23 protein-coding genes, 1 pseudogene and 1 riboswitch are annotated in these 21,394 nt (G+C 53.6%); of the genes and pseudogenes, 7 read left to right on the forward strand and 17 right to left on the reverse strand.

Features of this window, described 5'->3' with window-relative positions; translation table 11 throughout:
- Window positions 1–88 precede the first annotated feature (88 nt).
- The gene (locus tag Q3F21_RS05180; RefSeq protein ID WP_340250392.1) at window positions 89–1,759 is read right to left on the reverse strand and encodes a peptide ABC transporter substrate-binding protein; all 1,671 of its coding nucleotides are present in this window, start codon (window positions 1,757–1,759) and stop codon (window positions 89–91) included.
- A gap of 177 nt (window positions 1,760–1,936) precedes the next feature.
- Here Q3F21_RS05180 and Q3F21_RS05185 point away from each other — a divergent pair, with 177 nt between their 5' ends.
- The gene (locus Q3F21_RS05185; protein WP_340250393.1) at window positions 1,937–2,353 is read left to right on the forward strand and encodes a DUF3899 domain-containing protein; all 417 of its coding nucleotides are present in this window, start codon (window positions 1,937–1,939) and stop codon (window positions 2,351–2,353) included.
- Between the two features lie 117 nt (window positions 2,354–2,470).
- On the opposite strand, the gene Q3F21_RS05190 is transcribed toward Q3F21_RS05185, so the two are convergent.
- On the reverse strand, window positions 2,471–2,692 hold the full coding sequence (locus Q3F21_RS05190; protein WP_340250394.1) for a hypothetical protein: 222 nt from the start codon (window positions 2,690–2,692) through the stop codon (window positions 2,471–2,473).
- Between the two features lie 80 nt (window positions 2,693–2,772).
- Here Q3F21_RS05190 and Q3F21_RS05195 point away from each other — a divergent pair, with 80 nt between their 5' ends.
- Entirely contained in the window at window positions 2,773–3,033 is a 261-nt protein-coding gene (locus tag Q3F21_RS05195; protein WP_340250395.1) for a hypothetical protein, read from the forward strand.
- A 27-nt stretch (window positions 3,034–3,060) separates the two neighbouring features.
- On the opposite strand, the gene Q3F21_RS05200 is transcribed toward Q3F21_RS05195, so the two are convergent.
- Window positions 3,061–3,738, reverse strand: coding sequence for a bleomycin resistance protein (locus Q3F21_RS05200; protein WP_340250396.1), 678 nt, complete (start codon window positions 3,736–3,738; stop codon window positions 3,061–3,063).
- Window positions 3,739–4,060: 322 nt separating this feature from the next.
- A complete protein-coding gene (locus Q3F21_RS05205; RefSeq protein ID WP_340250397.1) occupies window positions 4,061–5,062 on the reverse strand; it encodes a hypothetical protein in 1,002 nt (333 codons plus the stop codon).
- Window positions 5,063–5,252: 190 nt separating this feature from the next.
- Between Q3F21_RS05205 and Q3F21_RS05210 the strand changes: the two genes are divergently transcribed.
- The gene (locus Q3F21_RS05210; protein WP_340250398.1) at window positions 5,253–5,750 is read left to right on the forward strand and encodes a GNAT family N-acetyltransferase; all 498 of its coding nucleotides are present in this window, start codon (window positions 5,253–5,255) and stop codon (window positions 5,748–5,750) included.
- An 81-nt stretch (window positions 5,751–5,831) separates the two neighbouring features.
- On the opposite strand, the gene Q3F21_RS05215 is transcribed toward Q3F21_RS05210, so the two are convergent.
- The 5 genes and pseudogenes from Q3F21_RS05215 to Q3F21_RS27395 form a co-directional block, all read right to left on the reverse strand.
- A complete protein-coding gene (locus Q3F21_RS05215) occupies window positions 5,832–6,353 on the reverse strand; it encodes a GrpB family protein (protein ID WP_340250399.1) in 522 nt (173 codons plus the stop codon).
- Window positions 6,354–6,380: 27 nt separating this feature from the next.
- Window positions 6,381–6,836, reverse strand: a complete 456-nt coding sequence (locus Q3F21_RS05220) for a MarR family winged helix-turn-helix transcriptional regulator (RefSeq protein WP_340250400.1) — start codon at window positions 6,834–6,836, stop codon at window positions 6,381–6,383.
- Between the two features lie 9 nt (window positions 6,837–6,845).
- On the reverse strand, window positions 6,846–7,952 hold the full coding sequence (locus tag Q3F21_RS05225; RefSeq protein ID WP_340250401.1) for a saccharopine dehydrogenase family protein: 1,107 nt from the start codon (window positions 7,950–7,952) through the stop codon (window positions 6,846–6,848).
- 66 nt (window positions 7,953–8,018) lie between these two features.
- Window positions 8,019–9,455 carry an MFS transporter gene (locus tag Q3F21_RS05230; RefSeq protein WP_340250402.1) on the reverse strand — a complete coding sequence of 479 codons (1,437 nt, stop codon included), beginning with the start codon at window positions 9,453–9,455 and terminating at the stop codon, window positions 8,019–8,021.
- 437 nt (window positions 9,456–9,892) lie between these two features.
- Window positions 9,893–10,048, reverse strand: a pseudogene (locus Q3F21_RS27395) (aminomethyl-transferring glycine dehydrogenase subunit GcvPB); the annotation flags it as partial.
- 246 nt (window positions 10,049–10,294) lie between these two features.
- On the opposite strand from Q3F21_RS27395, the gene Q3F21_RS05240 reads away from it, so the two are divergent.
- The 3 genes from Q3F21_RS05240 to Q3F21_RS05250 all read left to right on the forward strand — a co-directional run bounded on the left by Q3F21_RS05240 (window position 10,295) and on the right by Q3F21_RS05250 (window position 13,135).
- Window positions 10,295–10,879, forward strand: coding sequence for a hypothetical protein (locus tag Q3F21_RS05240; RefSeq protein WP_340250403.1), 585 nt, complete (start codon window positions 10,295–10,297; stop codon window positions 10,877–10,879).
- Between the two features lies 1 nt (window position 10,880).
- Window positions 10,881–10,992: riboswitch (TPP riboswitch) on the forward strand.
- Window positions 10,993–11,144: 152 nt separating this feature from the next.
- The gene (gene thiC / locus Q3F21_RS05245; RefSeq protein ID WP_340250404.1) at window positions 11,145–12,941 is read left to right on the forward strand and encodes a phosphomethylpyrimidine synthase ThiC; all 1,797 of its coding nucleotides are present in this window, start codon (window positions 11,145–11,147) and stop codon (window positions 12,939–12,941) included.
- Window positions 12,938–13,135 carry a hypothetical protein gene (locus Q3F21_RS05250; protein WP_340250405.1) on the forward strand — a complete coding sequence of 66 codons (198 nt, stop codon included), beginning with the start codon at window positions 12,938–12,940 and terminating at the stop codon, window positions 13,133–13,135. The genes thiC and Q3F21_RS05250 overlap by 4 nt, the downstream gene beginning before the upstream one ends.
- A 50-nt stretch (window positions 13,136–13,185) precedes the next feature.
- On the opposite strand, the gene Q3F21_RS05255 is transcribed toward Q3F21_RS05250, so the two are convergent.
- Window positions 13,186–13,638, reverse strand: coding sequence for an SRPBCC domain-containing protein (locus tag Q3F21_RS05255; protein WP_340250406.1), 453 nt, complete (start codon window positions 13,636–13,638; stop codon window positions 13,186–13,188).
- A gap of 195 nt (window positions 13,639–13,833) precedes the next feature.
- On the opposite strand from Q3F21_RS05255, the gene Q3F21_RS05260 reads away from it, so the two are divergent.
- Window positions 13,834–14,169, forward strand: coding sequence for an antibiotic biosynthesis monooxygenase family protein (locus Q3F21_RS05260; protein WP_340250407.1), 336 nt, complete (start codon window positions 13,834–13,836; stop codon window positions 14,167–14,169).
- A 488-nt stretch (window positions 14,170–14,657) separates the two neighbouring features.
- Here Q3F21_RS05260 and Q3F21_RS05265 read toward each other — a convergent pair whose 3' ends face one another.
- From Q3F21_RS05265 to deoC, 7 genes are all read right to left on the reverse strand, one after another.
- Complete coding sequence (locus tag Q3F21_RS05265; RefSeq protein WP_340250408.1) at window positions 14,658–15,407, reverse strand: GntR family transcriptional regulator; 750 nt, start codon at window positions 15,405–15,407, stop codon at window positions 14,658–14,660.
- Between the two features lie 86 nt (window positions 15,408–15,493).
- The gene (rbsD, locus tag Q3F21_RS05270; RefSeq protein WP_340250409.1) at window positions 15,494–15,949 is read right to left on the reverse strand and encodes a D-ribose pyranase; all 456 of its coding nucleotides are present in this window, start codon (window positions 15,947–15,949) and stop codon (window positions 15,494–15,496) included.
- 22 nt (window positions 15,950–15,971) lie between these two features.
- Window positions 15,972–16,958, reverse strand: a complete 987-nt coding sequence (locus Q3F21_RS05275) for a substrate-binding domain-containing protein (protein ID WP_340250410.1) — start codon at window positions 16,956–16,958, stop codon at window positions 15,972–15,974.
- 39 nt (window positions 16,959–16,997) lie between these two features.
- Complete coding sequence (locus tag Q3F21_RS05280) at window positions 16,998–17,978, reverse strand: ABC transporter permease (protein WP_340250411.1); 981 nt, start codon at window positions 17,976–17,978, stop codon at window positions 16,998–17,000.
- Window positions 17,975–19,489 (reverse strand): sugar ABC transporter ATP-binding protein, encoded by a 1,515-nt coding sequence (locus tag Q3F21_RS05285; protein WP_340250412.1) that lies wholly within the window; start codon window positions 19,487–19,489, stop codon window positions 17,975–17,977. Before Q3F21_RS05285 ends, Q3F21_RS05280 begins: the two co-directional genes overlap by 4 nt.
- 76 nt (window positions 19,490–19,565) lie before the next feature.
- Entirely contained in the window at window positions 19,566–20,507 is a 942-nt protein-coding gene (gene rbsK, locus Q3F21_RS05290; protein WP_340250413.1) for a ribokinase, read from the reverse strand.
- Window positions 20,508–20,698: 191 nt separating this feature from the next.
- A complete protein-coding gene (gene deoC / locus Q3F21_RS05295; protein ID WP_340250414.1) occupies window positions 20,699–21,385 on the reverse strand; it encodes a deoxyribose-phosphate aldolase in 687 nt (228 codons plus the stop codon).
- Window positions 21,386–21,394: the final 9 nt, after the last annotated feature.

The following is a 21,394-nucleotide window of genomic DNA, read 5'->3' on the forward strand; positions in this document are numbered from 1 at the left end:
GAGACTGTCCCCCCGCGATTTACAGGTGAAAAGAGGATGCGCACATGCCATCCTCTTTTTTGGTCATTTGGGTAACCGATGCCCCCTGTTACTGCCCTGCAATATCCACCCACATGAAGTTGTACCTCGGCGCAGTCGGCAGAACGACGTAATCTTTCACCGTAGGCCGCTGCAATACCGCAAGCCCTTCCTGATAGACGGGGGCGACCGCAACGTCCTGATCCAGCAGCATCTTCTCCAACTCGAGCATCATCTGAAATCGCTTGGACAGATCGGTCTCCATCTTGGCCTGCTTGACCATTTCGTCGTATTTGGGGTTGGAGTACTTCATCCGGTTGGCGGAACCGCCTGTTACCCACATGTCGATATAGGTCATCGGGTCGCTGTAGTCCGGTCCCCAGCTCGAAAGCGAAATGTCGTAATTGACCGACTTCTCAAGCTCCAGCCGCTGATTGGTTGGCACCGATTTCAGCTCAAGCGTAAAGCCGGGAAGATTTTTCTCCAGCTGGTTTTTCAAATATTCGCCCACTTTTTTCTGCGTATCCGTATCGGCAAGGTTCAGCGCTGCCTTCACTTCGCTCAGGCCTGTTTCTTGCAGTCCCTTTTTCCAGAATTCTTGCGCCTGCTCTACTGTGCCTTTGTTGATGTCTCCATTGAGCTCCCGGAAGTCCTTTCCATCCGGCGAGAAGAAGAAACCTCCGGGAACCATGCCGTACAGCGGCGTGGCACCGTCGTTCAGGATGACATCGGTCAATCCCTGTTTATCCCAGGCGAGGTTGATCGCCCGGCGAATGTTTACATTGCTCAAAGCCTTGTGGGTATGATTGAAGCGCAGGAAACGGATGGACGGGTCCTTGATCGTCAAAAAGCCTTCCTTGTCCCGGTACTGATCCACAAAGGAGGAAGTCAGCTCCACCCGGTCGATTTGGCCGGATTCATACAGAGTCAAGGCCGTGGAAACATCCTTCACGACGTAAGCGTCGATTCTATCCAACTTGACCTTGTCCTTGTCCCAATAGTTCGGGTTTTTCTCGTACTTCCAGCCCTGGTCGTGCTTCCATTCGGTCAGCATGAAGGGGCCGTTGTACAGCACCGTGTCAAATTCCAGACCGTATTTTTCCTTTTTGCTCTCGACGAACTCTTTCTTCTGCGGGAAGAACGTCGGGAAAGAAAGGAGCTGGTTCAAAAGCGGATTCGGGTACTCCAGCTTGACCTCAAGCGTGTGGTCGTCCAAGGCTTTCACGCCGAGCTCTTCCGGTTTCTTTTCTCCTTTCTGGATCGCTGCCGCATTGAGGACGGCTGCCGTTTCGAACATAAAGCTGTAGTGGCCGGCCGTCTGAAACACCTTTTTCCAGGCAAATTCAAAGTCGTGCGCGGTCACCGGCTCGCCGTTATTCCATTTGGCATTTTGACGGATCGTAAAGGTATGTACCAGCCCGTCCGGGGACATATCGTGCTTCTCTGCCATGGCCAGATACGGCTGGCTGTTCGCATCCCGGCGATACAAGCCCTCCATCGTGTTGTTCGTGACCGCGAACGAGACGTTATCGTGCACTTGAGCGGTATCCAGCGTCGGGATCTCGTCCTGGTCGTAAATCTGGAGTACCTTTTTCCCCGCGTTTGGCTGGGCTGTTTGATTTCCGCTATTTGGCGTCTGGCTCTGCGTATTGGTCTCTTCGGAGTTGAAATTGCAGCCGGCCATGGTAAACGCCATCAACAACGCAATAACTAGTGACATGCCCTTTTTCTTTCGTCTCATAGTGCCCCCCATTGATCGATTTGATGGACGTTCCATCTTTTGGTAGGATATACTAGACATAAAATACAACTTTCAAGAATTGTCAGTCAAGTAATTTTCAGAAAATACAGTATTATTTTAGCGCGCAATGATTTCGCAAAGTTTGCTTGCATCTTAGCTTTTTGAAGGAGAGATTCCATGTCCGCTGCGCATCACTTTTCCGGTTGGCAGGGGGCCGCCCTGTTTGCGGGTCCGCCCGTATTGGCTCTGGCAATCGGTCTCTTCTCTTCCTCCCCGCTGTCGTTTGGGGGATGGGTGGACGGTCTTTGCTATGCGTCTCTCCTGCTGCTGATGGCGTGGGGCATCCTTTTTGTTATTCAGGGGAATTTTTTCACAGCCTTCCGGATCAGCTGCAAACGTTTTTTTGCTCCCTGGCGGAGACAGGAATCGTTTATTCGTCAGGTTGAAGGAGGGCAAATCGAGAGCGGGCAGGCTCAAGGGGGGCACAGCGAAGCTTCGTTTCAATCGCGGGTGATGGCCCACGGCCTGTTTTTTTGGGTGGGAGCAGGGTATTTTGCGCTCAGTTTTATCTGCTCGCTTTTTTTACTCAAATAAAAGCAAACCTTGTTTTTCCACGCTTCATTTCTTTGGAAATTTTTTGAGAGGAAAAAGCAGTCCGTACAAACGACGAGACAGCGAGGGTTGAACAAAACAGCGGAGGCTGCAGAATGGTTACGAATTTCTCGTTTCCCGGTAAATCCTGATGATTTCCACGGAGTATATGAGGAAAAACAGCGCCAGACAAACAGGCCACAAGTCAGGGGCGGTGATGTACAAAAGAAACGGGAAGGCGCCGTCGCCGATCAACCGGATGCTTTTGAACCGGCGATTGACGCGCGAAAGAATCGCCCCTGCCAACAGTATCAGCCAAGCGAACAGCAAAAAAGAACTCATTTTGCTTCCCCCTCTTTTTCGTCTCGACCATCTGATAAACGTATACCGCATCTCATCTAGGAAAGAAAGGAAGTGGCAGCATGGGTCTGTTTTCCAGGTTTTTTTCTCGTCACAAAAGCTTGGTGTATATTGCGATCGGGGCAGAGGCATACGCGCAGGTCGTGGCGAGATTGCAGGCTCACGGCGTAAGCTACCGGACCAAATCGCCAATCGACATGGGGGGTGTGGGAATGGACCCCGCCGGATCGCTGTTTCCCCGCACCGATCGCACCACCACCTATGAAATATACGTCCGGCCGGAGGATGAGCATAAAGCGTACAGAGCCATCCATGGCCGATGACCCGAATGTCCCGGACGTGCGCTTTTTTCAGGCTGGTTGCCCCTGCCGTGTTGAAATCACATACCCAAGCTCTTGTTCCTCCATGACGAATGGGCAGCCTCTTTCCCCACTGCTATGTCCTGCTTCCACCCTGATCGGATGGATCGAGGCCGGGCGATCAGTCGGAAACCACGAACGCCCTTGCTTCACGAGCACGAATACTCCGCGCTGATCACCGAAGAAGCGAAATGTATCGTTCTTTGCTTGAAATTCGTTGTCCAAAAAGGAGAGCTTTTCCGCAAAAACAGGAACATCCGGGACTGGCATTCCGACCTCCTGAATGCGCAGCCATCCCTCATCCCCTTTGGCCGCCTCTTCCTCAAAGGAAAGCACTTCCAAAATATTTCCTTCCGGGTCTTCGAAGTATATCTGGTTGCCCCTCCAGGTCACTGAAGTCATCCGTTCCTCGCCATCCCGGTCCCGCAGCAAGTACTGATGCTTTTTTATTCGCTGCAGACACGCTTCAAAATGCGGCTGGGAAATCGCAAACGCATAATGATAGAAAGCGGGTTCCGCCGATTCGGAAAAACGCAGGAGCGAGCTGCCGGCTTTTACCGCAAACGACGTCGAATCTTCTTCCGCTAATGGAAGCCTGAGCACTTCAGAATAATACTTCTTCATGTCAGACAGCTTGCTGGTCACGACAGAAAGCACGCGAATATTCATGATATCCTCTCCCCAAACCTGGAAATGAGCGACTCACTGATTAATGAAGCGGATGCCCCTTATACCCACAAAAGAAAAATCTGCTGGCAAAGAAGGAATTGCTAAAAAATTGAAGACTACACTGACAACTTGTCAAACAATGGGAGGGCAATGATGTGGCAAGAGTCGTCTTGTTTGAATGAAACAGCCAAGACCCTGAAAAAGCGGCGGCGTTCTATTCATCCGTTTTTCATTGGAAAATCGCAGAACCGCCTTTACCGGAGACCCTTTCGCTGCCCGCAAACGTCCCAGGCTGGCGAAAATGAAAAGACAGTTCTTACGCTCATCTCGCCCCGGCAACCATCCGCGCGGCGAGTTCAAGTACATCGTCGGTCCTCAGTCTGTCGTTTGCCCTCATGTGAATGTGGTAATCGTAGCCGCCTTGCTCCCAGTGGAGCTGCCAGCCCGGTACACTGGCTGCTTGTTTGCCAACAATAACTTTGCGGCCTTCCACTTTCACGATTTCCATGTTCCATTTGGTGCGCTTCCCGATATTGTAGCCAAGAAATTCCGGAAACGGGCTTTTCAACGATTTGGGCGAGCACCATACCCATATGCAGTCTGTAAAATTTTCGCTGTCCCGCAGCAGAATTTGATACTCGATACCATCCGGCTGCTCGCTGGTTCCCACGGAATCCCATACATAGAATCGAAACCGGATCGGCGGCAAATGGCCGTGGCTGTGGAAGCATTCAGCGGGATTCGTTTCGTCAGCCGCTTTCCAGTTCACCCGGTTTATCGGATCGTCTGATGTCCACTTCGGAACATGGAACCTCGAGGTATGGCTGGTTAATGCGAAAGCTTTTTGTCCGATTTTTTGGACGGCCTCAGGCACAGCCGGGACCAGTCCCCCGCAACATACACGCAGTTCCTCCTCATCAAACTGTCCCGCCAAAACGGAAATCTCCACTTGCGTGAACCACCTGGCATAACAGGCTGCTGCATGGCCCTTGTAATCCTTCCCCAGAAATCCGGCAATCCCTTGCCATACAAACGGTTTTCCTTGCGTGACAAGGTTGCTGTCGGCATAGATCCCTGGAATGGACCAGTCATAGAAAAACTGTTTTACGCGCAAAGCCCGTTGTCCCCCCGAAATCTCGAAGCGAACCGACGACCGCGTCTGGTCCGTTTCCTTTCGGGCGGTCACGTTCGCCAGTTCTGTACCCTCTGGAAGAAAGGACGGCTCCAGCACAACGATGTTTACAAAGGATTGCGCATCCGTGAGGGACATCGACTCAACCGCTTCCTTGCCATGCTCCTTTCGGGGAAAGGGATTCAGCCACATGTAACCACGCCCTTTTTATATACTTATTAAACTAATAAGTGTGTTATTCTCCAGCTTTTCTCCAATCCCTTTCCAATCCGTACAATTTTTCTGTTTTCACCCTGCCAAATCCAAAAGCCCAGGAAAGTTCACTTGATCATGTCAGAAAACCTGACATATAATAGATTCAAATCGTCAGGTGGTGAAAAACATGTCGTCTATAACCGCAAGAAAAGCATGCGAACGCGATTTGCCCGTCCTGCTTGAGATCTACAATCACGTCGTTCGAACTTCCCCTGCTACATTTGATCTGGAAGAACAGACGCTGGAACAGCGAAAGAAATGGCTCCAAACATACAACGACCGCCACCCCTTGCTGGTCGCCGAAGAAAACGGCGCGGTTGTAGGCTACGCGTCGCTTGGCACATTTCGGGAAAAAGCGGCCTATAGCCAGACGGCAGAATCTTCTGTCTATGTACATCACAATCACCATGGAAAGGGAATCGGCAAGCTTTTGATGACGGAGCTGATCGCAGCGGCGAAAGAGCTCGGCTACCACGCGCTGGTCGCGGGAATCACAGGCGGCAATGAGTCCAGCGCTCAGCTTCATGTAAAGTTCGGCTTTCAACCTGTGGGAATTTTTCGCGAGGTTGGATACAAATTCGGGGAATACCACGATGTGACGTTTTATCAATTGCTGCTCGAATAAACCAGCAGGCTTCGCGAACCAGTTCAGCTTGCTGTTTACAACGCTAAACGGCCCGATCCTTCGTTCCTCCCGCAAATCCCATTAACGGGCTCTGCTCAGGTACCAGGCGAGAGCCGCCTCATCAATCTGCCGCACGAGCCCGCTTTTTCCGTTTGCGTACGCCACGCTGTCAAGGCGGTATTTTTCGGCAAGCTCTTCCTTTCGTTTCGCGTAAGCAGCCATTGCTTCGGGGTGGCTGCCGACGTAATCCCGAAAGGCGAGGTGCCTTTGTATGTCGGGATGGCCCTCCTGGAAAATATGAACGTGATGGGTTCGCTGGTCGCCCCCTTTTTGAAAGTAGCGGCGGCCATTGATCCCGTTCTCCCCTTTTGGCTCATATCCGATTTTGCGCATGGCATCGTCGTACAGATGAACGCGGTCGATGTCTTTCACGACGGGCATGATGTCGATGATCGGCTTTGCCTTCATGCCTTTGATCGAAGTGCTGCCGATGTGATGGATCGCGACCAGCTCCTCGGAGAAAATGCGGCGAAGCAGCGCTTCCTCTCTTTCAAACAACGCCACCCACCCTTCGTCATAGGGCAGGACTTCGATGATTCTCATGACGTCTTCCCCCTTTGCAACGCAAAACTAGTCTCTTAACAGCTCGCTCAATTTATCCAAGCATTTTTCAAATACGGCAATCTCCTCCGGGGACAATTGCAAACGAAGCTGTTGATAAAATTGCTGGTGCATTTCCTCATGGATGCGGAACGCCGTTTTTCCTGTTTCCGTAAGCGTGACGACAATCGCTCGCAAATCCGCGGGATGAATCGTTCGCGTGACCAGCCCCTTGCTCTCCAAGCGGGCAACCAGCTGGGTCACGGCACCTTTCGTCACACCGAGGCGCGTCGCAAGGGCACTCATCAAAATCCCGTCCTCACAGCCTATCGCGTCGATCATGTGGATTTCGCTCGGCGTCAAAAGTCCCGCTTCTCCAAATGAACGGGGTTGCCGCTCCAAACGCTGGAGCTGCAAAATGACACGCCCAAGTTTATGACTGCCAGTATTCGTTTTATCGGTTGGGTGCATATGTTGTTCGTTCATACCCATACTTTAGTTCCTAAACCTTTTTGTGTCAAGACTTCCCTGTACGCTTGCTCTTGCCTCCAAAGCAGCCATAGCAGAGAGCTCCGGCCAAATCATCGGGAAATCGAACAATTGGTCGATGTGGTAGACGCCATGCGGAAATGCGGCACAGTACAGCGCATTTGCAGTCCAGGCAGCGATATAGGCCGTCATTTCCGCTTCGTTTTTCCCCCGCAGCATGTACTCGATCATCCTGTCCTGCCCGCCCCGGCTCCCCCATGCATCCATTTTCACGATGAACAGCTCTTTCCCAAACCGGATCGTCCCAAATGACTTGACGATCGCATCGCGGACAGGCTTCCGCTTTAAATAGGAAAAGGAGCCCATCCGCTTCAGCCAGGCAAGCGATTCGGTGACAACTGCCGAATCGAAGCACAGGCGTGTGGAAACGGTCGGAACGCCTGCCGTATGCGGGATGACATGCTGATCCGAAAAGTTGAAACGATACGCCGTTCTCCGGCCGATCCCTTTCCCGAAATCCGTTCTCTTCCCGTCGGTAAAGCTTTCCACGCTCACGGCTGTCCCGCTTTGCCAAACGGTGAATTCGCTGTCCAGATTGTCGACTGTCCAGGCAATAGCCGCTTCTCCGTGCCGGTCTCCGAGGCCCAGCATGATCGAGATGTCGACGGAATCCAGCCAGTCCACGTGCCTCTTTGCTTCAAGCGCCAGCAAGTTCGTCAGTCCAGGTGCGAGACCGACGCTCAGCACAGCGGTTGTCCCGCCTTTCTCCGCTTCGGCTCGCATGTTTTCGACTTGCTTCAGAAACGAATAATCAGCCGATATGTCAACGTAATGAATGCCGTTTGCAAAGCAAAATTTCACGAACGCCGGATCGGACTGATCCAGGCACATCACCACCAGCTTCACATCGAGAAAGAATGATTCATCAAACACTCCTTTGCTGTCCAATCGCAGCGGAAGGACAGCCCCTCCTGTCGTCTGGCAAAAGCGAACCGCGCTGTCCAGGCTTCGTCCCGCCGCATACACTTTTCCCGGATGCCGTTTGCCGAGCTCTTGGCAAATGGTTTTCCCCACATGTCCGTAACCGCCGACCACAACGATCTTGTCTTTCATTTCTTTTCACGTCCTTTACGAAAATAGAAACCTGGTATCCCGGCAATTTGGCAAACCTGGCCCAAATCAACCAGAGATGTTTGTCTCTTGCTTTTTGTTTCGCCTGCCTTGCCGTTCTATAAATAAGCCGTATCCAAATACCGCCAAGCCGAGAATGAAAATAACGACGTTGATTCCGAACACGCTTGTAAATGCATCCAGCGCTTGCGCTTCATCGTCGAAAGTCACTCCATTCATAAACCCGAGACCCAACGCCGCGCCGAATACCATCCCGATATTTCGCATCAAGGCAATCATTCCGCCAATCGTACCCACGTACATGGAAGGAACGTGCTTCATAATGAAGCTGTTGTTCGGAGAAGCTACCAGCCCCATCCCCACGCCGATCAACGCAAGCGTCACGACAATGCTGACGATAGACAGCTGCTCCAGCCACAGCGTGAGGATCACAGAGCCTCCCCCCATGCCGCATAAACCGAGAAGCTGGAACACTCGGGAGCCGTACCGATCCGAGAGCGCTCCCGCAATCGGACCCGCGCCGGCCAGTATGAGCGGATAGGCCGCCATCACATACCCGACTTCAAGCGGAATGATTCCGATCAGCTCGGTCAAATAAAAGGGCAAGACGACGAGTACCGTGTTGGCGAGCAAGAAGGAGCTTCCTGTTATGAACAGCCCGGTTGTCACCGTGGCGTTTGTAAACAGCTGCAGGGGCAAAAACGGATGAGCTTGTCTTTTTTCCCACCAGAATAGAAGCAAAAAAGCGATCAAGGACACCGAGAAGAGCGCTATCGCTTTCCATGATCCCCAGCCCCAAGCCTGGCCTTGAGTCACGCCCAGGATGACGATGCCAATGAGCCCGGTAAATAGAACAGCACCGACCCCGTCGAAAGTGCCCGGCCTTTTGTCCGGTTCCCGATTCGGAATGAAGCGAAAGGCAAGCCATGTCGCGACGATGACGACCGGAACATGAATCAGAAACAGCCAATTCCAGCTCAGCCATTGTGTGATCATGCCGCCTGCGATCGGACCGCTCATCCCGCCAAGCGCTACAGCCGTACTGACAATTCCCAGCGCGCGGCCCCTCCGCTCTTTTGGCATGTACATCGTGATGAGCGCGATGTTTGTGGCCTGAAACATCGAAGCGCCGACCGCTTGCAGCACTCGGAGCAGAAGCAGAACGGCCACATTCGGCGAAAACGCGATCAGGACAGAGCTTACCGTGAAGCATACATAGCCGAGATTATGGATGCGGCGCTGGCCAAAACGGTCGCCGAGCTTTCCCATCACGGGCAACAGAGAAGCGATAGCCAGCAAATACCCGGTCGTGATCCACTGGACAGTGCCGATTCCCGCGTGGAATATTTCTGTCAAATGAGGAAGCGATACGTTGACGATGCCCGCTGTGAAATGCGACACGAATGCTCCCAAGCAAATGGCCATAAGCATGTAAAAATGGTTGCGATTTACCCGTTCTTTTTTCATGCATGATTCTGTTTTCATTTCACGGTTTCACCGACCCACTCATATAGTTTAGAATCTAAACAATCCACTTAAAAAATTTCCTTGAACGTTCCAGATAAATCATCTCCCTTTGCTGCCGCTAAGCAGAAGGCAACTCTCTTGTCAATTAGTTTAGATGCTATACTATATGTTGTCAATAAGCTTTCATGCGAGTTTTCTTTCACGATTCACATAGGAGATGAAAAAAGGGCGTAGCTCCCTCGTCCCCGCACCTTTTGGCTTACCTTCACCTCTGTTTTTGCTCTTTCTTCTATCCGTTTCTTTGTACATCCGTTTCTTCCGCCTATTGTCGCCAATGCCGGGGAACCGCCCTCTTCCAGCCCCGTTCTTACTCTTTCGTGCAGCGAAGGATCGGTTTGCGCGCCGCCTTCGCCTCGTCCAGCCTGTTGACCACGGTCGTGTGCGGCGCTTCCTGCACGGTCTCGGGGCAGCTCGATGTACGGCTGCAGCTTTCTCATCATGTAATTGGCGTTCAGAACCGCGTTTTCAGTCACCTGCTTCAGTCCGTCCGGCCCCATCGTGCGAATGTACGCGTACGCCCTGACGAGAATACCGAAATTTCCGTAAAACCCTATAACCGAACTGATTCAAAAAAACTCCCCTTTGTTCACGATTTTTGCACTGGACACTAGGTCACCTTCACCTGGACCGGTTTTTGGGCAGTGGCTGCGTTGTCCATATAGATGGTTGGATTTGTCTTGAAACGTTCCACTCCCCTTGTTCGTTTATATAAAAAGAAAGAGCTGACACGTCGGGAAGTATTTCGCTGCGACATACATCAAAACCGGAGTGAATTCCGGCTTCAGGGAGGCAGTATCATGGCAGTGAACGCCAAAATTCGCATACTCCGTTTCCTCATCCTATGCCTGTCCGCCATCCTCTGCGGTTGTTCCGAGCAGCAGACACCCCATCCAGGGACTGCGCTGGAATCGCTTTTTCAATCGGGAAAGGGCAAAGCCATATGGGTTCACCAATACCGGGAAGACTCCATAAAAGCTCAGCCGGAGCTTATATCGCTGTACTCGGATAAAACCGAACAGCTCGCCATCGTCGATTGGATCTTAAGCGGACAAAATGCAGATGAATTCACCGGTACGATCAACTCGTTGCTTGTTTTGCAGTTTGAATATGAAACGGCCAACAAGGTGTCGGACTACGCCTATATGATGTACGCGGAAACAAGCGAAGGAGAGCATTATCTGAAGCCGTTTGCGATGGGGCCGAAGTTTCAGTTCGATTCGTACAGGCAGGAAGACGGCAAAACCATTCTCGCTTTGCTGGGAGCCGACCAGTGGTACAAGCTGGACAAAGCTTTGCACGACGTCTTTCCTCCTGCCGCCACAAAACCTCTTGAACAATTGGGGAAAAATAGTTATGCTATGGGGGAAATACACTTTTTTTGAACAATCAAGCACGGGAGCTTGGGGATGACCAGGCTGAGAGGACGGCTACTCTGTCGTCGACCGTTGAACCTGAACTGGGTAATGCCAGCGGAGGAATGTTTATATGGACCGGAGAGGACTGCGCTTTTTGGCGTCCGTTTCCTGTCTGCTCTCGCGTCTGGCGTCGCATGTTTTGTTGCGGCGTTTTGTTTTTGTCTCAAGACGCGTCTTCTTCCGCCTCCCTCAGGGTTCACGCCTCGTGCAACCATGACAAGGAGGTTTTTTTATGTCCATTCCACACGCTTCTCCCCTCAATCTGACGGCTGTGCAGCCTTTCCCCGGCAGCCGCAAGGTGTACCAGGTCGGAAGCAGACCTGATCTTCGCGTCCCCATGCGGGAAATCGAGCTTGCGCCATCCCAGGGTTTGTACGGAGAAATTCCCAATCCGCCCGTCCGGGTCTATGACACCAGCGGCGAGTATACGGCGGCCGGCTACATTGCCGACATCCAAAAAGGACTGCCCTGCCTGCGGCAAAACTGGATCGCCGAGCGAGGCGACACCGAATCGTATGCGGGACGTCCGGTTCAGCCGGCCGATGATGGTCTCAAAAGCGCCGGGCAGCGCGAAGCAGTCCCCGTGTTTCCCCGCATGGACCGCAAGCCGCTTCGCGCCAAAAAAGGCAGCATCGTCACTCAGCTCCACTACGCCCGCCGCGGCATGATTACGCCGGAGATGGAGTTCGTCGCGATCCGCGAAGGGGTCTCGCCGGAATTCGTCAGGGCCGAGATCGCCAGCGGCCGCGCCATCCTGCCGGCCAACGTCAACCACCCGGAGTCGGAGCCGATGATAATCGGGCGCCATTTTCACGTAAAGGTAAACGCGAATATCGGGACATCGGCGGTCACCTCCTCCATCGGTGAGGAAGTGGAAAAAATGATGTGGGCCACCCGCTGGGGGGCGGATACCATCATGGACCTTTCCACCGGAAAGCACATTCACACGACCCGGGAGTGGATTATCCGCAACAGTCCCGTGCCGATCGGAACTGTCCCGATTTATCAGGCGCTGGAAAAGGTCAACGGCAAAGCGGAGGAGCTGACTTGGGAAATCTACCGGGATACGTTGATCGAACAGGCCGAGCAGGGAGTGGACTACTTTACGATCCATGCGGGAGTGCTGCTCCGCTACATCCCCCTGACAGCCAATCGTGTCACCGGAATCGTCTCCCGCGGCGGCTCGATCATGGCCGCATGGTGCCTGGCCCATCACCAGGAGAACTTCTTGTACACGCATTTTGAAGAGATTTGCGAAATTCTGAAGGCCTACGACATTTCCGTCTCGCTCGGCGACGGATTGCGGCCGGGATCCATTGCGGATGCGAATGACGAAGCCCAGTTCGCCGAATTGGAGACGTTGGGCGAACTGACGAAAATGGCCTGGGAGCACGACGTGCAGGTGATGATCGAAGGGCCCGGGCACGTGCCGATGCATCAAATCAAGGAGAATATGGAGAAGCAGCTGGAGCTTTGCCACGAAGCGCCCTTTTACACGCTGGGCCCGCTCACGACCGACATCGCTCCCGGCTACGATCACATCACGTCGGCCATCGGAGCCGCGATGATCGGCTGGTTTGGCACCGCGATGCTCTGCTACGTCACGCCGAAGGAGCACCTTGGCCTCCCGAACAAGGAGGATGTGCGCAACGGCTTGATCGCTTACAAAATCGCCGCCCATGCCGCCGATCTGGCGAAGGGACATCCGCGCGCCAAGCTGCGTGACGACGCGCTTTCCAAAGCGAGATTCGAATTCCGCTGGAGGGACCAGTTCAACCTCTCGCTCGACCCTGAAAGGGCGCGTGAATACCATGACGAAACCTTGCCTGCCGAAGGAGCAAAGTCAGCCCACTTCTGCTCGATGTGCGGCCCTAAATTTTGCAGCATGAAAATCACTCAGGATATCCGCGCCTATGCGCTTGGCAACCAGCTCTCGGTCCAAGCGGCGATCGACGAAGGGATGCAGGAGAAAGCCAGGGAATTCCGCGAGCAGGGAGGACAACTGTACAAAGGGACGAACCGGCCATGAAGCGGGATTCGGATGTGGAAATCCGGCCCGACCCGGGGAAGCTGCGCGCTGAAATCATCCGGCTGGAGACCGCTTTAGCCGAGCTTCGGGCACGGCTTGCCAGCGTGCAGAAGACGTGCGATCACGATTTTCACGAGACGCCGCTTTCCCGCATGTGCCGGAAATGCCAGTGGACGGAAAGCCTTTATTATTAAAGGTAGTAACGATGCGGTACCGCCCTGTTTCCGATGTTGGGCGCCGGGCTTTAGAATGCCAGCGGCTTTCCCGTTTCAATCAACGTTTTGGTGCTGCTGAGGATCATCCACCAGGCCCTCGCGCTGTTCTTGTATGACGGATCGTCCTCGTGCCAGCGGTCATGGGTCAGGGTCAGCTTTGTGGATGCGCCGGCCGGTTCGAGTCGATACGTGATGCGCGACTCGTATCTCTCCTGTCCGGGGTAGTAGGAGTCGCCGACATAGTGGGTAAAGCTGAGTGTCTTCGCCTGCTCGCACTGCAGGATGACGCCGTAGACGTGGACCGCTTGGTCGCCGTCCACTCCCGGGCCGATGTACCGGATCGGGTCTCCCTCACGGAACGTCGATTCGATCACACAGCCCCCGTAAATGGCTTTTACGCCTTCCGGGGAGACGAGCGCGTTCCACACCTTTTCCGGAGTCCCAGCCACGTAAAATTCATAGTACAACTCGTTTGCATTCATGTTTGAAGCCTCCTCGCATCGTCAGCGTTTTTTCTTGCAAACAAACCGTTTTGCCTGCATAGGATGAAGCATTTGGCGCTTGTACGAGTATAGCACTGCATCCCTGACAATCGCTGTCAGTGGACCGACGGTTCCGTAAAAAAGGAAGCGGTGCTATACTCGGTAACAGATGCTTTTTCGAGGGAGTGGGAGAACATGGGACCATTTGCAAAGACGCCGAAGCCGCCTTACTATGCGGTCATTTTCACCAGCCAGCGGACACAAGCGGACGATGCAGAGTATGGGGAGATGGCCGAAATTATGGTGAATTTGGCTTCCGCCCAGCCTGGGTTTCTCGGCGCGGAAAGCACGCGCGATGCTGACGGATTCGGGGTTACGATCTCGTACTGGCAGTCGCTGGAGGATATACGGAACTGGAAGCAAAACGAAGCTCATCTGGCGGCCCAGGAAAAGGGGAAGCAGGTGTGGTATGAGCAGTACGTCACGCGGATTTGCAAAGTGGAGAGGGCTTATTCGTTGAACGAACTGTAGGATGCTCGATCTGAACGCGGGAGCAGTTTCCGCGCTCTTTTTTTGTTTGGGGTCGCTCGGGCTTTTGGTGGAGGAGATGAAAAAAGGAGAAAACAGTCAGGTTCGGTGGGACACCGCTTGGGGGATGATACTGGCTGGGTTGTGTCCCAAAGACCTTCTTGTTTTCTCCTTTTTTCATCTCTACAGCTTTTTTCTTGTTCGGACCTTCTTTTGTAAGTTCGTCTTGTAGAAAGGGATTGTTGAGGGCTGGTTTCTGATGGAGTCTTAAAAAATATTTGCGGCGTTTTCCATTTTCTTACACAAAAAGCTGGGGGCTTTCAAATTCAGCCTCCAGCTTCTTTATATACGCGCATCGTTTTGCTCTGCCCTCTTTGCCACATCTTTTGCTTTTTGCTCGCCAGCATGCAGTCTGCTTGTATCGATAGCGGCGCTGCATGCTGTGGGTCGATTCAGCGAAAACAGCATTTCGCAGCTTCCTTTGATGCGGTTCAGTCCCTGGACGTCCTTTTCAGGATCGAGGTCAGCTTGATCTGATCGTTGCGGAGCCATACCTTGGAATACTCGATGGGCATGTCGTCCTCCGTGTAAATGGTTTGCTCCAAGAACGTGATCGGCGTGCCCTTGTCGATTCTCAGCATCTCCGCAATCTTCTCGTCGGCGCCCTTGCCCAGAAATGAGCGTTTTCCCCAAGAGATCTTCAGTTTATAGCGGTCTTCGATGATGGAAAACAGCGTCTTCTCCTCAAAGTTGTTCTGATCAAGGCCAGGGAAGAGGTGTTTCGGCAGAAAGTTCTCCAGAAAGACAACCGGCGTGTCGTCAATAAAACGCAACCGTTTTAGATGATAAACCTGTCCGGAAGGTTCCAGCTCCAAAAACCGGCTTACGGTTTGATCGGCTGGGGAGGTCTCCACGCCGAGCAGCCTGGTCGTGAAGTCTCTGTGGCTTTCGATCATGGTTTCGGCGATGGAGATCAGCCTCTCCGCCAAAGGATACTCCATTTGCTCGCCTACGACGAAGGTTCCCTTCCCGTGTATCTGAACGAGAATGCCTTCCGTGATTAACTGTTTGATCGCCTGCTTGATGGTACCCCGGCTGATTCCCAATGTGGCCGCGAGATCCGATTCCGACGGCAGCTTCTCCTTTGCCTTCCACTCGCCGCTGGCAATTTTTCCCCGTATCCAATTTTTCGCTTGAATATAAATCGGTTCCGGACCTGTTTTTTCAATCACTGGGTTCACCCTTTATCTCTGCTTATTCTCATTTACTATACTTTTATCCCGCTGTTTTTTCAAGACAACCCCCAGCTTGTCAGGTTCGCACCCGCTTACATTTTGTCCTTGTAATAATCAGGAACGACAATGCCGGGCTTGTCAAACCACTGCGGAACGTTTACGCCGGATTGCAGGATGACATTGCCCCACGGATCGAACGCGCCTGTACGGACGATCGCTTTGGCTTTGCAAGCCATTTCGCTCAATATTTTTTGATGCTCCATCGTCCCGATCTCCACTCCGGGGAAGATCTCCTTGAGTTTGTTGTACAGGGGCGCATTGTTGGTTTCGACTTCCTCCGCCACGTAGATGTTTTCCGCGATAAAATCCCCGGCGATCAGAGAGAGAACGGTTTCCAGATCGGGCACATCCTTTTTCAGCGCCAAATCAATGCGCTTCACGCCACTCGGGATCGGAAAGCCGGCATCGCAGACGATCAGATAATCAGTGTGCCCCATCGAGGCAATCACTTCATTCAGTTCGCGGTTCAGGATCGTACCTTTTTTCATTGTCCTTCACTCCTCGTTTCCGTTAGTTTTGGGATTCCTTGATCGCTTCTTCGACGTTATCCTTGTTCACGAAAATAGACGGAAGCTCCAGCTTCTTTTCCACAGACTCGCCGCTCGCGACTTTCTTGGCGATCTGCACTGCTTTTTGGCCGTACTGGTTCGGATAGATCGCCATCGTTCCGGCGATGTCGCCGTCTTTGATCGCCTGGAGAGCGTCGGCGGTACCGTCATTGGATACGACGACGATGCCTGTGCGGTTTGCCGCTTTTATCGCCTGTACCGCTCCGAGCGCCATTTCGTCGTTTGCCGCGTAGACGCCGTTGATCTCCGGATTAGCCTGAAGGATGTTTTCCATGACCGTCATCGCTTTGGCCCGGTCAAAATCAGCCGACTGCGAGGCGATGATCTTGATGCCCGGCGATGTCGCCACGCCTTCCTGGAAGCCTTTGCTGCGATCCTGCGCCACGTTTGTGCCCATGATGCCTTGCAGCTCCACGACATTTCCCTTTCCGCCCAGCTGCTTGCTCAGAAAATCGCCTGCGACGATACCGTGTCTGACCTCGTCATAGCCCAGATGAGTGACGACTTCCGCGCCTTCCAGCTCGCGTCCGGTCGTAATCACCTTGATTCCCGCTTTGTTGGCTGCCTCAGCCGCTGGAATGGTGCCTTTGCTGTCCACCGGATCGAGGACGAGGACATTGATCTTCTGCTGGATCAAATCTTCCACGCCTTGAAGCTGTGTGGCCAGATCGTCATTGGCATTGACGACGACGAGCTCGACGCCGAGTTTTTCCGCTTCTTTCTCCGCTCCTTTTTTGACGGCGACGAAGAACGGGTTATTCAAGGTGTTGATGGCATAGCCGATCTTGATCTTGCCTTCGCCGGCACTTCCTCCCTGCGTGGCGCCGCCCGACCCGGTGGCCGGAGCGCTTGTGCCACCCGACGAACCACACGCCGAAACCGTCAGCATCAGCATCGCTGCTACCAGTGAAAACATCCATTTTTTCATGAACATACCCTCCCTAATCTATTTGCCGCTGTTCGCGGACTATTGTTTTTCTTTGTTGATCATGCGGTCGATAATGACGGCCAAAAGGACGATCAGCCCCTTGGCGACGTTTTGGTAAAACGGCGAGACGTTGATCAGGTTCATTCCGCTTGTCAGGATCCCGAGCAGCAGGACCCCGATCAGCGTGCCGACCACGCTTCCCTTGCCGCCGAACAGGCTCGTTCCGCCCAGGATGACCGCGGCGATAGCGTCAAGCTCATAGCCGGTTCCCGCGACTGGTGTCGCAGACGACAGCCGGGCCGTCAGGATGATGGAGGCCAGACCCGCGAGCAGGCCGGACGTCCCGTACACGATCGTCTTGTGCAGATTTACCCGCACTCCCGCGAGCAAGGACGCTTTTTCATTGCCGCCGATGGCGTAAATATACTGGCCGTGAACCGTTCGCTTGAGCATGAAGTACAGGATGGCGTAGACCAGCAAAAGGACGACGACAGGAAACGGGATAGGGCCGATGTAGCCTTGTCCGATGAATTTGTAGACCGGGTTGGTCACCAGAATCGGATTTCCGCCCGTGTAGATCAGAGTAAACCCGGACAGCATCGTCATCGAGGCGAGCGTCACGATAAACGGCGTCAGCTTCAGGCGGGAGATCAGCAAACCGTTTGCTACGCCGAATACCAGTCCGGTCAGAAGCCCGGCGGCGATCCCCAGAAAAGCGTTTCCTGTGGCCAGCGTCACTCCCGCTGAAACCGCTCCCGACAGTCCGACGATGCTTCCGACGGACAAATCGATTCCCGCCGTGATGATCACGAGCGTTTGACCGGCAGCCACAATACCGATCACCGATACTTGCCGCAGAATGTTGATCAGGTTGGACGGCGTCAAAAAGTTGGGTGTCAGCATCGTAAAGATCGCTGCCACGAGAATCAGGATAAAAAACATTCCGTACTGCTGGATCAGACTGAGCCTGTTTGCCGCCGGCTTGCTTACAACCGGATTTGTGCTATTGATCATGTTCATCCCCCCACCCCCGTTGTTTGCCGGGCTCCAGACGCATATTCCATGAGGAGTTCGATGCTGGCATCGGCCTGATCTACCTCAGCGATGATTTCACCCCGGAACATGATCAAGACCCGATCACACAGTCCCAGGATTTCATCCACATCACTCGACGCGATCACGATCGCTTTTTCCTCATGTACCAGTTGGTCGAGCAGGTGATAGATTTCCGACCTCGCTCCGATGTCGATTCCCCGTGTCGGTTCGCTCAGGAGAATGATGTCCGGGGAGGTAAGCAGCCATTTGCCGAGAATCACTTTCTGCTGGTTTCCCCCGCTCAGATGCTTGACCGGATGCTGCAGAGCATGCAGCTTGATGTTCAATTTCCCCACGTACTCTTTGGCGATCTCTTTGATTTTCCCGAGGTTGCGAAGCCCGTAGCCGGAAAACTGCTTCATGCTGGTCAGCGTCATGTTCTGATCCGAGCCGAGCTCCAGCACCAGCCCCTCTTCTTTCCTGTTCTCGGTCACAAGCGCGATCCCGTGCCTCATCGCGGTACGCGGAGAATCGATTTTGACCGCCTGCCCTTTGCAAATCATCTGCCCCGCATTTGCCTGGTCCGCGCCGAAAATAATCCGCAGCAGCTCTGACTGTCCGGCTCCCAGAAGCCCGAAGATCCCGACGATTTCTCCCTTGCGGAAGGAGGCGGACACGTCGTGCAGGATTCCGTTTTTCCGCACCCGCTGCAGTTCGAGAACGACTTCGCCGGGAGTGTGCTTGGTGTTCGGGTAGTAATGATCCATCTGTCTGCCCACCATGCACTCGATGATCCGCTCGTTGCCAAATTCCGCGATGGGCCCCTCGGCTGTTTTTTTGCCGTCTTTCAGAATCGTGACCCAGTCGCAAATTTGCTGGATTTCATCGAGGCGATGCGAGATGTAGATAATCCCGATGCCCTTCGACTTCAAGGAGCGGATCACTTCAAATAGCTGATTGGTCTCTGCCGCGGTCAAGGTCGCGGTGGGCTCATCCATGACCAGGACGCGGGAATCCTCGGAAATCGCCTTCAAGATTTCGACTACTTGCTGCTGCCCGATCGAAAGGTCTTTGACTTTGCTGTGCGGGTCGAGCTGAATCTGGTATTTGTCGAGCAGCTCATTCGTCTTTCGAACCGCTTCGCCGCGAGACAGGAGAAACGATCCCGGTCCTTGCGCCGGCTCTTTGCCGAGATACACATTCTCCGCGACCGTAAATTCCGCCACCAGGCTCAATTCCTGATGAATGACGCTGATCCCCTGCCGCTTGGCGTGACCCGGGCTTGCGATCTGCACGTCCTCGCCTTCGATCCGGATGGTTCCCGCATCCTTGGTGTACTCTCCGGCAATGATCTTCATCAATGTCGATTTTCCCGCCCCATTGGCCCCGAGAAGGGCATGAACCTGTCCTTTTTGCAGGTGAAAGTCTACCTTGTGCAAGATCTGGTTGCTTCCAAAGCTTTTTTCGATTTGCTGCAGACTGAGTAGCGCCGGCATCTGGCTCCCTCCTTTCTCCTTCATTTCCATATAAAGCGTTTGCAAATTCCATATTAAGCGTTTTCAAAAGTGACATTTATTCAAGCGACTTGATGAAAGCGTGAAGCTCTTCTCTCGTCGGGAGCGCCGGGATGACGTCTTCCTTGGTGACGCAATAGGCGCCGACGCAGCACGCAAAGCGGACCGCTTCTGTAAGCGGTTTGTCTTCCGACAGAGCTACCGCCAGTGCCCCGGTAAAGGAATCGCCCGCTCCGGTCGTATCGGCTACGTTTACTTTCGGTGCCGGAATCGAGACGACCTCATCTTCCGTGACCGCCATCGCGCCCTTCTCCCCGCGGGTGACGATGACCGCCTCTGGGCCCTTTTTCAAAAGCAGCCGGGCCAAACGCTCACACTCCGCGTCCGTCAGCTCGGTAGCGGGATCGAGACCGTGCAAGATCAACAGCTCCGACTCATTCGGCGTGACGATGCTGGACAGCGCAAGCAGATCGTCCAAATCTGGCGTCGCCGGAGCCGGATTGAGGATGACCGTTTTTCCCCATTTTTGGCCGAGCTCCATGCCTTTTCGGATCGTATCCAAGTTGTTTTCCAACTGGAACACGAGAATATCGGCGCGCTGGATCGATGCTTTCGTCTCCAGTTCCTCGGGCAAAAGCAGGTGGTTTGCTCCCGGATCGACGACGATGCAATTGTCTCCGTGCTGATTCAGGAAGACGAAGCCCACGCCTGTCGGGGCAGCCGAGGAGAAGGAGACCTCGTCTGCATTGACCCCTGCTGCTCGCAGCATGGCGACGCCGGATTTCCCATAAGGATCATCCCCGACACAGCCGATAAAAGAAACAGAGCCTCCCAATTTTGCTGCCGCAACGGATTGGTTGGAGCCTTTCCCTCCGTCGCAAACGGAGAATCCGCTGCCCAATATCGTTTCTCCCCATACGGGCATTCGCGGCGTGCTGCAGATAAACCCGACGTTGTAGCTGCCGATGACGACGATATGCTTTTGCCCTTTTGTCTCCATCTCTCTTCTCCTTTTGGCATCAGAGTTATCCAAAAAACGTACAGTAACGTTTGCATACCATGATATACGACCCATTTTTGTTTTGTCAAAATAAATAATGGTCCAAAGAGTCTGAAATTATAGTTCGAAAGAAGCACTCCTCCCTCCCGCAAGTTGGCCTTGACAGCACGATCAAAAAAGTGAGCGGCCCCTTAATAAACCGTGCTCGTTTCTCCCAAGCCCGTGACGATCTTCACACTTCCGCTGGTCCCGATCATCTCGGCACCCGCATTCAAAATTTTCACGGCATCCTCAAATGTGCGAATCCCGCCTGATGCCTTTACCCGCGTCTCTGTCCCGGCGATGCGGCGAAGCAATTGAATGTCTTCCACCGTGGCATGGCCGCCCTGTCCCCATCCGCTGGAGTTTTTCAGGTAAGTGACGCCCGCTTCCTTGGCCAGCGTAGCCGCTTTCACTTTCTCTTCCTCATTCAGCATCCCGAATTCGAGCATGATTTTGACCACTCTGCCCTCCGCCGCCTTGACAACTGCAGCGATTTCCTGCGCGAACTCATCATAGCGCCCGCTTTTGAACAGACCGTAGTTCGGCATGAAGTCGAACTCATCTGCTCCTGCAGCAATCACGTCGCGCGCCTCCGCCACCTTTGTAAAAGTGGTCGCTCCGCCCATCGGGTAGCCAAACGCCGTACATACCTTTACCTTGCTGCCCGCAAGCAGCTTTTTGGCCAGAGGGATCCACGCCGGCTGGATCATCGCGCCGTCGAATCCGTAGGTCAGGCATTCTTCGCAAACGCGTTTGATATCCTCCTCTGATGCATTCGGGGTTACCAGGGTATGCTGAATTTTCGCGGCGACTTGCTCCACTGTAAATGTAGCCATCTTGATCAT

This window comes from Brevibacillus borstelensis, from assembly GCF_037834415.1.
GTDB lineage: Bacteria > Bacillota > Bacilli > Brevibacillales > Brevibacillaceae > Brevibacillus > Brevibacillus borstelensis_A.

Excerpts from the sequence above, each read along its gene's own strand:
- Q3F21_RS05180 (WP_340250392.1), bottom strand. The coding sequence starts at position 1,759 with ATGAGACGAAAGAAAAAGGGCATGTCACTAGTTATTGCGTTGTTGATG.
- Q3F21_RS05250 (WP_340250405.1), top strand. The coding sequence starts at position 12,938 with ATGAAGCGGGATTCGGATGTGGAAATCCGGCCCGACCCGGGGAAGCTG.
- Q3F21_RS05230 (WP_340250402.1), bottom strand. The coding sequence starts at position 9,455 with ATGAAAACAGAATCATGCATGAAAAAAGAACGGGTAAATCGCAACCAT.
- Q3F21_RS05185 (WP_340250393.1), top strand. The coding sequence starts at position 1,937 with ATGTCCGCTGCGCATCACTTTTCCGGTTGGCAGGGGGCCGCCCTGTTT.
- Q3F21_RS05215 (WP_340250399.1), bottom strand. The coding sequence starts at position 6,353 with ATGAGAATCATCGAAGTCCTGCCCTATGACGAAGGGTGGGTGGCGTTG.
- Q3F21_RS05255 (WP_340250406.1), bottom strand. The coding sequence starts at position 13,638 with ATGAATGCAAACGAGTTGTACTATGAATTTTACGTGGCTGGGACTCCG.
- Q3F21_RS05260 (WP_340250407.1), top strand. The coding sequence starts at position 13,834 with ATGGGACCATTTGCAAAGACGCCGAAGCCGCCTTACTATGCGGTCATT.
- Q3F21_RS05225 (WP_340250401.1), bottom strand. The coding sequence starts at position 7,952 with ATGAAAGACAAGATCGTTGTGGTCGGCGGTTACGGACATGTGGGGAAA.
- Q3F21_RS05240 (WP_340250403.1), top strand. The coding sequence starts at position 10,295 with ATGGCAGTGAACGCCAAAATTCGCATACTCCGTTTCCTCATCCTATGC.
- thiC (WP_340250404.1), top strand. The coding sequence starts at position 11,145 with ATGTCCATTCCACACGCTTCTCCCCTCAATCTGACGGCTGTGCAGCCT.
- Q3F21_RS05190 (WP_340250394.1), bottom strand. The coding sequence starts at position 2,692 with ATGAGTTCTTTTTTGCTGTTCGCTTGGCTGATACTGTTGGCAGGGGCG.
- Q3F21_RS05205 (WP_340250397.1), bottom strand. The coding sequence starts at position 5,062 with ATGTGGCTGAATCCCTTTCCCCGAAAGGAGCATGGCAAGGAAGCGGTT.
- Q3F21_RS05280 (WP_340250411.1), bottom strand. The coding sequence starts at position 17,978 with ATGAACATGATCAATAGCACAAATCCGGTTGTAAGCAAGCCGGCGGCA.
- Q3F21_RS05275 (WP_340250410.1), bottom strand. The coding sequence starts at position 16,958 with ATGAAAAAATGGATGTTTTCACTGGTAGCAGCGATGCTGATGCTGACG.
- deoC (WP_340250414.1), bottom strand. The coding sequence starts at position 21,385 with ATGGCTACATTTACAGTGGAGCAAGTCGCCGCGAAAATTCAGCATACC.
- Q3F21_RS05210 (WP_340250398.1), top strand. The coding sequence starts at position 5,253 with ATGTCGTCTATAACCGCAAGAAAAGCATGCGAACGCGATTTGCCCGTC.
- Q3F21_RS05195 (WP_340250395.1), top strand. The coding sequence starts at position 2,773 with ATGGGTCTGTTTTCCAGGTTTTTTTCTCGTCACAAAAGCTTGGTGTAT.
- rbsK (WP_340250413.1), bottom strand. The coding sequence starts at position 20,507 with ATGGAGACAAAAGGGCAAAAGCATATCGTCGTCATCGGCAGCTACAAC.
- Q3F21_RS05220 (WP_340250400.1), bottom strand. The coding sequence starts at position 6,836 with ATGAACGAACAACATATGCACCCAACCGATAAAACGAATACTGGCAGT.
- rbsD (WP_340250409.1), bottom strand. The coding sequence starts at position 15,949 with ATGAAAAAAGGTACGATCCTGAACCGCGAACTGAATGAAGTGATTGCC.
- Q3F21_RS05200 (WP_340250396.1), bottom strand. The coding sequence starts at position 3,738 with ATGAATATTCGCGTGCTTTCTGTCGTGACCAGCAAGCTGTCTGACATG.
- Q3F21_RS05285 (WP_340250412.1), bottom strand. The coding sequence starts at position 19,489 with ATGCCGGCGCTACTCAGTCTGCAGCAAATCGAAAAAAGCTTTGGAAGC.